Source organism: Pseudoxanthomonas gei (genome assembly GCF_010119615.1).
In the GTDB taxonomy this organism is placed as follows: domain Bacteria; phylum Pseudomonadota; class Gammaproteobacteria; order Xanthomonadales; family Xanthomonadaceae; genus Pseudoxanthomonas_A; species Pseudoxanthomonas_A gei.
This window is the reverse complement of the sequence record NZ_QOVG01000005.1, coordinates 199,472-211,375: the sequence shown is the minus strand read 5'-3', so window position 1 is coordinate 211,375 and position 11,904 is coordinate 199,472. Positions and strand designations below refer to the sequence as shown.

The window sequence follows — 11,904 nt, the reverse complement described above, 5'->3', positions numbered from 1 at the left end:
TACCGGTCCGCTCCAAAAGAAAGGGCGGCACTGGGCCGCCCTTCACAACTCAGACAATCAGCCACCGAGGGTCACACCCCAACCGGATTAACCTTCTCCACATCAATCCTGTACTGCTTGATCGCCCTGGCCACATCCTTGCCAGTCATCTTCCCATCGGCGGCCAAAGCAGCAATCGCCGCATGCGCGATGTAATAACGATCGACCTCGAAGAACCGGCGCAGGTTGGCGCGCGTGTCCGAACGCCCGAAGCCATCGGTGCCCAGCACCGTGTAGTGCCCCGGCATGAAGGCGCGGATCTGGTCGGCATAGGCGCGCACGTAATCGGTGGCGGCGATGGCCGGGCCCTGGCGGCCTTCCAGCAGCGTGGTCACGTAGGGCTTGCGCGGTGACTTGGCTTCCGGGTTCAGGCGGTTCCAGCGCTCCACGTCGAAACCATCGCGACGCAGCTCGTTGAAGCTGGGGCAGGACCAGATGTCCGCGCTGACGCCGAAATCCTTGTCCAGCAGTTCGGCCGCCGCGATCGCCTCGCGCAGGATGGTGCCGCTGCCCAGCAGCTGCACGCGCAGCTCGCCCTTCTTCGGCTTGCCCGCATCCTTCAGCAGGTACATGCCCTTGATGATGCCCTCGGCCGCGCCTTCCGGCATTTCCGGATGGGTGTAGTTCTCGTTCATCAGGGTGACGTAGTAGTACTCGTCCACCTGCTCGGCCATCATCTTCTGCATGCCGTGCTGCAGGACCACCGTGACCTCGAAACCGAAGGTCGGGTCGTAGCTGCGGCAGTTGGGAATGGAACCGGCGATCAGGTGGCTGAAGCCGTCCTCGTGCTGCAGGCCCTCGCCATTGAGCGTGGTGCGCCCGGCGGTGCCGCCCAGCAGGAAGCCGCGCGTACGCATGTCCGCCGCCTGCCAGGCGATGTCGCCGATGCGCTGGAAGCCGAACATGGAGTAGTAGATGTAGAACGGCAGCATGGGCACGTTGCTGACCGAATAACTGGTGCCCGCGGCCATCCACGACGACACCGCGCCGGGCTCGCTGATGCCCTGCTGCAGCACCTGGCCGGACTGGTCCTCGCGGTAGTACATCAGCTGGTCGGCATCGACCGGCTTGTACTTCTGCCCGAACGGCGCGTAGATGCCGATCTGGCGGAACATGCCTTCCATGCCGAAGGTGCGCGCCTCGTCGGCCACGATCGGCACGATGCGCGGCCCCAGTTGCTTGTCGCGCAGGGCGATGTTGAGCGTCTGCACGAAGGCCATGGTGGTGGAGATCTCGCGCTCGCCGCTGGATTTCAGCAAACGGTCGAACACTTCCAGCTTCGGCACCTCGAACGACTCGGTGGACTTGCGCCGGCGCTGCGGCAGGTAGCCACCCAGGGCGGCCCGACGCTCCTTCAGGTACTGCACTTCCACCGAGTCCTCGCCCGGGTGGTAGAACGGAATCTGCCCGTCGGCCAGCTGCGCGTCGGTGACCGGGATGTTGAAGCGGTCGCGGAACAACTTGACCGTTTCGTCGTCCAGCTTCTTGGTCTGGTGGGTGGGGTTGAGCGACTCGCCCGCCGCGCCCATGCCGTAGCCCTTCACCGTTTTGGCCAGGATCACCGTGGGCATGCCCTGGGTATTCACCGCCTGGTGGTAGGCCGCATAGACCTTGTGCGGATCGTGGCCGCCGCGGTTGAGGCGCCAGATGTCGTCGTCGGACAGGTTGGCGACCATGGCCGCCGTTTCCGGGTACTTGTTGAAGAAGTTCTCGCGCGTGTACTTGCCGCCGAAGGCCTTGCAGTTCTGGTACTCGCCGTCGACGGTTTCCATCATCAGCTTCTTCAGCACGCCGTCGGTGTCGCGCGCCAGCAACGGATCCCAGTAGCTGCCCCACAGCAGCTTGATCACGTTCCAGCCGCCGCCACGGAACACGCCTTCCAGCTCCTGGATGATCTTGCCGTTGCCGCGCACCGGCCCGTCCAGGCGCTGCAGGTTGCAGTTGACCACGAACACCAGGTTGTCCAGGCCTTCGCGGCCGGCCAGGGCGATGGCGCCCAGGCTTTCGGGTTCGTCGGATTCGCCGTCGCCCATGAAGCACCAGACCTTGCGGTCGGACTTCTCGATCAGGCCGCGGTGCTCCAGGTATTTCATGAACTGCGCCTGGTAGATCGCCGCCAGCGGGCCCAGGCCCATCGACACGGTGGGGGTCTGCCAGTAATCGGGCATCAGCCAGGGATGCGGATAGGAGGAAATGCCGTGGCCGTCGACTTCCATGCGGAAGTTGTCGAGCTGGGCCTCACTGATGCGGCCTTCCAGGAACGAGCGCGCGTAGATGCCGGGCGAGGAATGCCCCTGCACGAACAGCAGGTCGCCGGGGTGGTTTTCGCTGGGCGCGCGCCAGAAGTGGTTGAAGCCCACGTCATACAGGGTGGCGCTGGAGGCGAAGCTGGCGATGTGGCCGCCCAGGTCGCCGGGCTTGCGGTTGGCGCGGACCACCGTGGCCATGGCGTTCCAGCGGATGATCGAGCGCAGCCGCCATTCGATGGCCGCGTCGCCCGGCGACTTGGCTTCCAGGCCCGGGGCAATGGTGTTGACGTATTCGGTGGTTGGCGAGAACGGCAGGAAGGCGCCGGAGCGGCGGGTCAGTTCGACCATGCCTTCCAGCAGCTGATGCGCACGGAGCGGGCCTTCGGCCTCGATCACGGCCTTGATGGAGTCCACCCACTCGCGGGTTTCCTGCGGGTCCGGATCGCCCTGCAGCATCTCATTCAACCAGTTCATCGCCAACTCCCTTGGGCCCCGCGTGGCAAGGCCGTAATCGTTTTTTTATGAGCTTTGGAGTGTAACGCAGCCCCTGCGGCAAGGCCTCGCTACGCCTGCGTATGGAGGCGCAACAGCCTGTCCTTGCGCCCGACCGCGCGCGGATGGGAAAAAGTCCCGGGCGCGCACATCGCGGCCACCGACAGGCCTATGATCGGGTGGGGATCCCACGGAACACCGGCATGTCCGGAACACCAGCAACGCCAGGCCGCAGCGCCGCGCCCGCCGATGGGGTGAATTGGCGACGCAGCCTGCGCACGCGCATCGCCCTGTGGTCGGGCGCCCTGAACCTGCTGGTGCTGCTGCTGGTGACCGCGGCGACGGCCTGGTTCGTGCGCGACCTGATCCTGGACAATGCCCGCCGCGACACCCTGGCCAGCACCGAGGAAGCGGCCCGGCGCCTGGAGACGACGCTGCGTTCGGTGCACATCACCACCACCGGACTGGCCGAACTGGTGGCCGACGCGACGTTGGATCCCGAAGAGCTGATCACCACCCTGCGCGCGCTGGTCAAGGCCACCCCGGGGGCCAGCGGCGGGCTGCTGGTGCTGGAACCGCGCGAGGGCCGGCCGGGCTTTGCGCGTTACATCTCCGCCGACGGCCTGCGCGACCGCGACCTGCTGGCCTTCGGCTACAACTACCGGCGCCAGCCCTGGTTCCAGCGCACCCTGAGTTCGCCCGGCGGCTGGTGGTCGGAGCCCTATCGCAACGAAACCGCCGGCGGCACCTGGACCATCACCTACAACATGCCGCTGCGGCCCTCGGGCCGCGGCGCGCCCACCCGCGGCATGGTCAGCCTGACCCTGCCACTGGCGGCGCTGACCGACAGCTTCGAGAGCCTGGCCCACCTGCCGGGCTGGCGGGTGTCGCTGGTGGCGCCCGGCGGCACCCTGGCCGCCAATCCCGAGCCCGGCGTGGCCCTGACCCAGACCCTGGACCAGTACATCGCCCGCAGCGGCCGCAGCGACCTGCTGCCGGCCGCGCGCGCGGTACGCCTGCACCAGCCCGGGCAGTTCACCCACCGCGATACGCGCAGCCACGAGCAGCGCTTCACCGTGGTGGCCCCGGTCGGCGACAGCGGCTGGAGCCTGCTGGTGGCCCAGTCCTACAGCCTGATCGTCAAGCGCCTGAACCGGGCGCTGTGGCTGCTGGCGGCGGCGGGCACGGCCCTGGCGCTACTGTGCATGTGGGTGGTGCGCAAGCTGGCCAAGCAGATCAGCCGCCCGATGGAAGCGCTGGCCAAGGCGGCCGCGCGCCTGGGCGAAGGCGACTACGGCACCCGCGTGGCCCACACCGGCCAGCGCGACGAGGTGGGCATGATGGCGCGCACCCTGGAGCACGCGCGCACCTCGATCCAGCAGCAGCTGCTGGAGATCGGCGAGATGGGCGCGGCCCGGCAGAAGCTGGAGAGCGAGCTGTCGATCGCGCGCGACATCCAGCACGCGATGCTGTCGCCACCGCGGCGGATCGCACGCGGCGGCGCCAGCGTGGAAGCGCACGCGGTGCTGGAAGCGGCCAAGGCGGTGGGCGGCGACTTCTACAGCTTCATCGAACGCGGCGATGGCGAACTGTGGTTCGCCATTGGCGATGTCTCGGACAAGGGCGTGCCGGCGGCGCTGTTCATGGCCCGCACGGTCACCGTGCTGGAAGTGGCCGCGCACACGCTGGCTTCCCCGGCCGAGGTGCTGGCCGAGGCGTCGCGGCGGCTGGTCGAAGGCAACGACACCTGCATGTTCGCCACCGTGCTGTGCGGGCACCTGGACGTGCGCAGCGGGCACTGCACGCTGGCCAATGCCGGCCACGACGCACCGTTGCTGCTGCATGCCGACGGCCGCGTGGAAACCCTGGCGGTGGCGGCCGGCCCGCCGCTGGGTTTCGAGGTCAGCAGCGACTTCACCCTGTGGCATGGGCAGCTGGAAGCGGGCGCCAGCCTGCTGGCCTACACCGACGGAGTGACCGAAGCCTTCAATCCCGGCAACGAGGCCTATGGCCCCGAACGCCTGCTGGCGGTTCTGCACGCCGGCCGCAGCGCACAGGCGCAGTGCACGCAGGTGCTGGCCGCGGTGCATGCGTTCGCCGGCACCGCGCCGCAGTCCGACGACATCACCGTGCTGGCGATCCGGCGCGCGCTGGAGCACGAACCACTGGCGCCTGCCACGCCGGGCGAGCGTGCAGCGGTTACGATCATCCCCATCGCCTCCGAGGAGAGCACGCATGCTGATACGTCTGATCGTCCCGGGTGAAACCGCGCGGGTGGAAGACCTCAACACCTCGCTGGAGGCGGTGCTCAAGCGCCATGGCATCGATGCGGGCGTGCGCGGCGACGTGCGCCTGATCGTGGAGGAGCTGGCCAGCAACGCCATCGCCCACGGCAAGGTCGACGGCCAGCCGGTCGGCCAGCACGAACTGTCGGTCAACATCGGCATCGACGGCGACCTGCTGACCCTGGAGTTCCGCGACGAGGGCGCGCCGTTCGACCCGATGTCGGTCGAGGCGCCGGACCTGGACGTGGATATCATGGACCGGCCGATCGGCGGCCTGGGCCTGTACCTGATCCGGCAGATCGCCGAGGAAACCCATTACCGTCGCGTCGACGACGCCAACCTGCTGCGCGTGAGCCTGCGCATGCCTGCACCGGAGACCCTGCCATGAGCCTGGACATCAAGATCCTGCCCCCCGCCAATGGCAGCCAGCGCGTGGTGCTGGCCGGGCGCCTGGACACCCACACCTTCGAGGACCTGGACGAACACCTGGAACCGTTGCTCGACCGCAACCTGCAGTCGCTGGTGCTGGACCTGGCCGCGCTGGAGTACATCAGCAGCGCCGGCATCCGTTCCATCTTCAAGGCGCGCAAGGCGCTGGGCGCGCATGGCGGCAAGGTGCTGGTGGTGAACCCGCAGGCGCAGATCCAGAAGGTGTTCGACGTGGTCAAGGCGGTGCCGATGCACGAGATCTTCGCTTCCACCGCCGAAGCCGATGCCTACCTGGACGCCATGCAGCGCAAGGTGCTGCAGGCCGGCGAGGAAGAATGATGCGGTCACCCGTGCAACGCAGGCCGGGCCGCACGGCATGAGCCTGGAGATCGACCTCTACCCGCCGGTCAACGGCAACCAGTACGTGGTGCTGACGGGTCGCCTGGACAGTGCCACCTACGAGCAGCTGGACGAGGCGCTGGATCCGCTGCTGTCGGCGGCCGCGCCCGGCATGGTGCTGGTGATGGAGCTGGGCCGGCTGGAGTACATCAGCAGCGCCGGCATCCGTTCCATCCTCAAGGCGCGCAAGGCCCTGGCGCCGCTGCACGGCAAGGTGCTGGCCGTGCATCCGCAGGCCCAGATCCGCAAGGTCCTGGACATGGTCCAGGCCCTGCCGATGGAAGCCATCTTCACCAGCAGCGCCGAAGCCGACGCCTATATCGACCAGCTGCAGCGCGACATGCTGCACGGCAGCGACGAGGGCTGATTGCCGGCACGGGCATGTTCGGCTCCGCTCCAATGCGCGGGCCGGACGCTGTAGGAGCGACGCGAGTCGCGAAGCCGGGAAATCATGGCTCCGCATTCTGTTGGCAATCAAGCGCTGCGTGCTTCGCGACTTGCGTCGCTCCTACAACAGCGGTTGCATCAGGCTGTGGTCGGTGCGCAGAGCCGGGTGGGGACACCTGCACGTTTAGCTCCAAGGAAATGCGCGGGCCGGACTTTGTAGGAGCGACGCGAGTCGCGAAGCCAGGAAATCATGGCTCCGCATTCTGTTGGCAATCCGACGCTGCGTGCTTCGCGACTCGCGTCGCTCCTACAACAGCGGTTGCTTCAGGCTGTGGTCGGTGCGCAGAACCCGGTGGGGACACCTGCACGTTTGCCCCCACGGCAATGCGCGGGCCGGCTCTTGCAGGAGCGACGCGAGTCGCGAAGCCAGGAAATCATGGCCCCCCCACTCTGTTGGCAATCAAGCGCTGCGTGCTTCGCGACTTGCGTCGCTCCTACAACAGCGATTGCATCAGGCTGTGGTCGGTGCGGAGAGCCCGGTGGGGACACCTGCACGTTTGCCTCCACGGGAATGCGCGGGCCGGACTTTGTAGGAGCGACGCGAGTCGCGAAGCCAGGAAATCATGGCGCCCCGCCCTGTTGGCAATCCGACGCTGCGTGCTTCGCGACTGGCGTCGCTCCTACAACGGCGGTTGCTTCAGCGTTGAGGGAAGACCACGCCGATCAGGCCACGCCGGTAGGCCCATCCAAAGCCATGCGCGTGCGCCGCAGCAGTTCCTTGCGGCTGTAGGGCTTGGTCAGCACGTCGAACTCGGAACCGCCGGCGTCGGTGCGCTCGATCGAGGCATCCGAATAACCGGTGGTCAGCATCACCTTCATCTTCGGACGGCGTCGGCGCGCCTCGCGCGCCAGCACCACCCCGTTCATGCGCCCGGGCATGATCATGTCCGAGAACAGCAGATCCACCGGCGTGCCGCGGTCGAGCAGCTCCAGCGCCGACTTCGCATCGCGGGCCAGGTGGGTGCGGTAGCCGTGGTCGTCGAGGATCATCCGCGCCAGGTCGGCCACGTCCTGGCGGTCCTCGACGATGAGGATGGTTTCGCTGCCGCGACGGTTGCTGGCCCGGCCCAGTTCGCGCGGGGCGGTGTATTCGGCCTCGGCATCGGCCGGGAAATACAGGCGCACGGTGGTGCCGTGGCCGGGTTCGGAATACAGGCGCACCGCCCCGCCGGACTGCTTGGCGAATCCGTAGACCATGGACAGGCCCAGGCCGGTGCCCTTGCCCTCTTCCTTGGTGGTGAAGAACGGGTCCATGACCCGTGCCAGCACCGCCGGCGACATGCCGTGGCCGCTGTCGGTGATGGCCACGCTGGCGTAGCGGCCCGGCGCCAGGTTGTCGTAGGCATAGGAATCGTCATCGCCCACGGTCACGTTGAGCGTGCGCACGGTGACCTCGCGCACCTCGCTGCCGGCCACCGCATCGCGCGCGTTGATCAGCACGTTGAGCAGGGCCATCTCGGCCTGGGTCGGGTCGATGCGGCAGTTCCACAGCTCGCTGGCCAGTTCGCGCCTGAAACTGATGTCGCTGCCCAGGGTGCGCTCGGCGATGTCGCTCATGCCGTTGACCAGGCCATTGAGGTTGAGCACGCGACCTTCGAGCTTCTGCTTGCGCGAAAACGCCAGCAATTGCTGGGTCAGCGTGCCGGCCTGGCCGGCGGCATCGCGCGCGCGGCCGACGTTGCGGCGCAGGCGCTCGTGGTCGACGTGGGCCGCGCCGGCTTCGGCCTGCAGCTCGATCAGCTCCAGGTAACCGGACATGACCTGCAGCAGGTTGTTGAAGTCATGGGCGATGCCGCCGGTGAGCTGGCCCAGGGCTTCCATCTTCTGCGACTGGCGCAGCGCGTCCTCGGCATCGCGGCGGCGGCTGACGTCCAGCTGCGAGCCGAAGAAATACACCAGCTCGCCCGATTGCCCGTAGATCGGCGAGACGAACAGCGCGTTCCAGAAGCTGGAGCCGTCCTTGCGGTAGTTGAGGATCTCGGTCGCCAGCTCGGCGCGCTGCGCGATCGCCTCGCGCACGCTGTCCACGGTGGCCGGATCGGTGTCGGGCCCCTGCAGGAAGCGGCAGTTGCGGCCGATGATTTCCTCGCGGCTGTAGCCGGTCATTTCCAGGAAGGCGCGGTTGGCGAAGATGATCGGGCAGTCGGGCTGGCGCGGATCGGTCACCGTCATCGGCATGCGCGTGGTTTCCACCGCGGCGAAGAAGATGTCGTGGCGGGCGCCGGAAAGATCGGACGGCGCATCGCCGTCGATGGCGGTACGCGTGGACGGGGTGCCGTCATAGGCGGCGGCCACCAGGCCCAGGGCATCCTGCACCTGCACGCCTGGCTGGAGGATCGATTCCTTGTTGGTCATGCGCACTCCCGCTGCGGGCGAACGATGGTCGTTCGCGACGCGACGAGTTTTGCAGTGGCGTGTTAAGCCAGACGCCGGAAACGTGGGCAAACCCGAACGGGAAATGAAGATTTCCACAACCGCAGATGAAAATGCGTCGGCTTGAGCGACGCATCTTCCTTGTAGAGCCGCGCTCGCCCGGCGCTCTTGCTTGCAGCGCCAGGCTCACCGGCTGGGCGTTGCAGGAGCGACGCGAGTCGCGAAGCCAGGAAATCATGGCTCCCACCCTGCTCGCAATCAGGCATTGCGTGCTTCGCGACTGGCGTCGCTCCTACAGCAGCGGTTGCTTCGGGCTGTGGTCGGTGCGCAGCGGCGAGTAGGGACACGTGCACGTTCGGCTCCACGGGAATGCGCGGGCCGGACGTTGTAGGAGCGACGCGAGTCGCGAAGCGAGGAAATCTTGGCTCCCACCCTGCTCGCAATCAGGCATTGCGTGCTTCGCGACTCGCGTCGCTCCTACAACAGCGGTTGCTTCGGGCTGTGGTCGGTGCGCAGCGGCGGGTAGGGACACATGCACGTTCGGCTCCACGGGAATGCGCGGGCCGGACGTTGTAGGAGCGACGCGAGTCGCGAAGCCAGGAAGTCATGACTCCCCACCTTGTTGGCAATCAGGCACTGCATGCTTCGCGACTTGCGTCGCTCCTACAACAGCGGTTGCTTCGGGCTCTGGCAGGTCCGAGCTGCCCCGGATGCTTTTGATAGGTAGAGCCGAGCAAGCTCGGCTCTACAAGGCAGGGGCCTATTTCTGCTGGGCGCGGATCTGCGCGTCGACGGCGGCAATGGCGGTCATGTTGACCACCCGCCGCGGCGTGGCGCTGCTGGTGAGGATGTGCACCGGCTTGGAGATGCCCATCAGGATCGGACCGATGGCCACCCCGTCGGTCATCACCCGCACCATGTTGTAGGTGATGTTGGCCGCGTCGATGTTCGGCAGCACGAACAGGTTGGCGCGGCCGCTCAGGGTGGAGTTGGGCATCATCTTGCGGCGCAGCGCCTCGTCCCAGGCGGTGTCGCCCTGCATCTCGCCGTCCATCTCCAGCTTGGGCATGCGCTCGCGCAACAGCGCGCGCACCTTGCGCATCTTCTGCGCGCCGGGAGTCTCGTGGCTGCCGAAGTTGGAATGCGACAGCAGCGCCACCTTCGGCTCGATGCCGAACAGGCGCAGGCGATAGGTCGCCTGCAGCGTGGCCTCGGCGATCTGCTCGGCGGTCGGGTCGTCCTGCACGTGGGTGTCGAGGAAGAAGTAGGCGCCCTGGTTGTTGATCACCCCGGTCATGGCCGAGGTCGACTGCACGCCCGGGTCCAGCGGGATCACGCTGCGCACGTAGCCCAGCTTCTTGTGGAAGCGCCCCACGATGCCGCTGACCATGGCATCGGCTTCGCCGCGCGCCACCATCACCGCGGCGATCAGGGTGGGCCGCGAACGCATCAGGTTCTTGGCCGCCGCCGGGGTGACGCCGCGACGCTCGGTGAGGGCGTGGTAGTACTGCCAGTACTCGTTGAAGCGCGGGTCGTCGTCCTGGTTGGTCAGTTCGAAGTCCACGCCTTCGCGCATGCGCAGGCCCAGGCGCTCGATGCGGGTCTGGATCACGTCGGGGCGGCCGATCAGGATCGGGAAGGCCAGGCCGTCGTCGATAACCGTCTGCACCGCGCGCAGCACCACTTCCTCTTCGCCTTCGGCATAGACCACGCGCTGCTTGTCGGCGCGCGCGCGGTCGTAGACCGGCTTCATCATCAGGCTGGTGCGGTAGACGAACTGGCCCAGCTTCTCGCGATAGGCGTCCATGTCGGCGATCGGGCGCAGGGCCACGCCCGAGTCCATCGCCGCCTGGGCCACGGCGCCGGCCAGCTCCACCAGCAGGCGCGGGTCGAACGGGCGCGGGATCAGGTATTCGGGCCCGAAGCAGGGAATCTCGTCGCCGTAGGCGCTGCCCAGGTCGGATGCTTCACGGCGTGCGAGGGCGGCGATGGCCTTGACGCAGGCGGTCTTCATGGCCTCGTTGATGACCGTGGCGCCGACATCCAGGGCGCCGCGGAAGATGTAGGGGAAGCACAGGGCGTTGTTGACCTGGTTCGGATAGTCCGAACGTCCCGTGGCGATGATGCAATCGGGGCGCACGGCCTTGGCGTCTTCCGGCGAGATCTCCGGATTGGGATTGGCCAGGGCCAGGATGATCGGCTTGTCGGCCATGGTGGCGACCATTTCCGGCTTGAGCACGCCGGCGGCCGACAGGCCCAGGAAGATGTCGGCGCCGGTCACGATGTCGGCCAGGGTGCGCTTGTCGGTATCGCGTGCGTAACGCGCCTTGTCCGGGTCCAGGTGGGCACGACCGGTATAGAGCACGCCGTCGCGGTCGACGGCCAGGATGTTCTCCGGCTTCAGGCCCAGGGCCACCAGCATGTCCAGGCAGGCGATGCCGGCCGCGCCGGCGCCGCTTGTGGCCAGTTTGACGTCCTCGATCTTCTTGCCGACCACTTCCAGGGCGTTGTAGATCGCCGCGCCGACGATGATGGCGGTGCCGTGCTGGTCGTCGTGGAACACCGGGATGCTCATGCGCTCGCGCAGCTTGCGCTCGACGATGAAGCACTCCGGGGCCTTGATGTCTTCCAGGTTGATGCCGCCGAAGGTCGGTTCCAGCGAGGCGATGATGTCGACCAGCTTGTCCGGGTCGGTCTCGTCGATCTCCAGGTCGAACACGTCGATGCCGGCGAACTTCTGGAACAGCACGCCCTTGCCTTCCATGACCGGCTTGCCGGCCAGCGGGCCGATGTTGCCCAGGCCCAGCACCGCGGTGCCGTTGGTGACCACGGCCACCAGGTTGCCGCGCGCGGTCATCTCGCTGGCCATGTTCGGGTCTTCGACGATCGCCTCGCAGGCGAAGGCCACGCCAGGCGAATACGCCAGCGCCAGGTCGCGCTGGGTCACCATCGGCTTGGTCGGCGCCACCTTGATCTTGCCCGGCGGCGACAGGCGGTGGTATTCGAGCGCGGCCTGCTTGAGGTCGGCGATTTTCTGGTCTTCGTTGGACATGCGGCGCGGCTTCCGTAGGCAGGAAGCGATTCTAACCCAGTGCCTGGAAGCGCCCGTTCGGCGCGGCTGCGCAAGAAATTCTGGCAGAGCGGGTGATGGGAGGGCTTGTTGTGGGAGGGGCTTCAGCCCCGACAGGCGT

General features: G+C 67.2%; 8 protein-coding genes. 5 read left to right on the top strand and 3 right to left on the bottom strand.

Features of this window, described 5'->3' with window-relative positions:
- Positions 1–71: 71 nt before the first annotated feature.
- The gene (gene aceE / locus DT603_RS09265; protein ID WP_162349592.1) at positions 72–2,762 is read right to left on the bottom strand and encodes a pyruvate dehydrogenase (acetyl-transferring), homodimeric type; all 2,691 of its coding nucleotides are present in this window, start codon (positions 2,760–2,762) and stop codon (positions 72–74) included.
- Between the two features lie 221 nt (positions 2,763–2,983).
- Here aceE and DT603_RS09260 point away from each other — a divergent pair, with 221 nt between their 5' ends.
- The 4 genes from DT603_RS09260 to DT603_RS09245 are packed head-to-tail and all read left to right on the top strand — an operon-like array spanning position 2,984 to position 6,260.
- Positions 2,984–5,044 (top strand): SpoIIE family protein phosphatase, encoded by a 2,061-nt coding sequence (locus DT603_RS09260; RefSeq protein WP_162349591.1) that lies wholly within the window; start codon positions 2,984–2,986, stop codon positions 5,042–5,044.
- The gene (locus DT603_RS09255; protein WP_162349590.1) at positions 5,016–5,453 is read left to right on the top strand and encodes an ATP-binding protein; all 438 of its coding nucleotides are present in this window, start codon (positions 5,016–5,018) and stop codon (positions 5,451–5,453) included. Before DT603_RS09260 ends, DT603_RS09255 begins: the two co-directional genes overlap by 29 nt.
- Positions 5,450–5,833 (top strand): STAS domain-containing protein, encoded by a 384-nt coding sequence (locus DT603_RS09250; RefSeq protein ID WP_162349589.1) that lies wholly within the window; start codon positions 5,450–5,452, stop codon positions 5,831–5,833. The genes DT603_RS09255 and DT603_RS09250 overlap by 4 nt, the downstream gene beginning before the upstream one ends.
- A gap of 37 nt (positions 5,834–5,870) precedes the next feature.
- Positions 5,871–6,260: an STAS domain-containing protein gene (locus tag DT603_RS09245; protein ID WP_162349588.1), complete on the top strand. Its 390-nt coding sequence runs from the start codon at positions 5,871–5,873 to the stop codon at positions 6,258–6,260.
- A 743-nt stretch (positions 6,261–7,003) separates the two neighbouring features.
- On the opposite strand, the gene DT603_RS09240 is transcribed toward DT603_RS09245, so the two are convergent.
- Complete coding sequence (locus DT603_RS09240; RefSeq protein WP_162349587.1) at positions 7,004–8,695, bottom strand: histidine kinase famiy protein; 1,692 nt, start codon at positions 8,693–8,695, stop codon at positions 7,004–7,006.
- Positions 8,696–8,820: 125 nt separating this feature from the next.
- On the opposite strand from DT603_RS09240, the gene DT603_RS09235 reads away from it, so the two are divergent.
- Positions 8,821–9,054 carry a hypothetical protein gene (locus DT603_RS09235; protein WP_162349586.1) on the top strand — a complete coding sequence of 78 codons (234 nt, stop codon included), beginning with the start codon at positions 8,821–8,823 and terminating at the stop codon, positions 9,052–9,054.
- Positions 9,055–9,473: 419 nt separating this feature from the next.
- Here the strand turns inward: DT603_RS09235 and DT603_RS09230 are convergent, their stop codons facing one another.
- Positions 9,474–11,765 carry an NADP-dependent malic enzyme gene (locus tag DT603_RS09230; protein WP_162349585.1) on the bottom strand — a complete coding sequence of 764 codons (2,292 nt, stop codon included), beginning with the start codon at positions 11,763–11,765 and terminating at the stop codon, positions 9,474–9,476.
- Between the last annotated feature and the right edge of the window lie 139 nt (positions 11,766–11,904).

Excerpts from the sequence above, each read along its gene's own strand:
- DT603_RS09260 (WP_162349591.1), top strand. The coding sequence starts at position 2,984 with ATGTCCGGAACACCAGCAACGCCAGGCCGCAGCGCCGCGCCCGCCGAT.
- DT603_RS09250 (WP_162349589.1), top strand. The coding sequence starts at position 5,450 with ATGAGCCTGGACATCAAGATCCTGCCCCCCGCCAATGGCAGCCAGCGC.
- DT603_RS09245 (WP_162349588.1), top strand. The coding sequence starts at position 5,871 with ATGAGCCTGGAGATCGACCTCTACCCGCCGGTCAACGGCAACCAGTAC.
- DT603_RS09240 (WP_162349587.1), bottom strand. The coding sequence starts at position 8,695 with ATGACCAACAAGGAATCGATCCTCCAGCCAGGCGTGCAGGTGCAGGAT.
- aceE (WP_162349592.1), bottom strand. The coding sequence starts at position 2,762 with ATGAACTGGTTGAATGAGATGCTGCAGGGCGATCCGGACCCGCAGGAA.
- DT603_RS09235 (WP_162349586.1), top strand. The coding sequence starts at position 8,821 with ATGAAAATGCGTCGGCTTGAGCGACGCATCTTCCTTGTAGAGCCGCGC.
- DT603_RS09230 (WP_162349585.1), bottom strand. The coding sequence starts at position 11,765 with ATGTCCAACGAAGACCAGAAAATCGCCGACCTCAAGCAGGCCGCGCTC.
- DT603_RS09255 (WP_162349590.1), top strand. The coding sequence starts at position 5,016 with ATGCTGATACGTCTGATCGTCCCGGGTGAAACCGCGCGGGTGGAAGAC.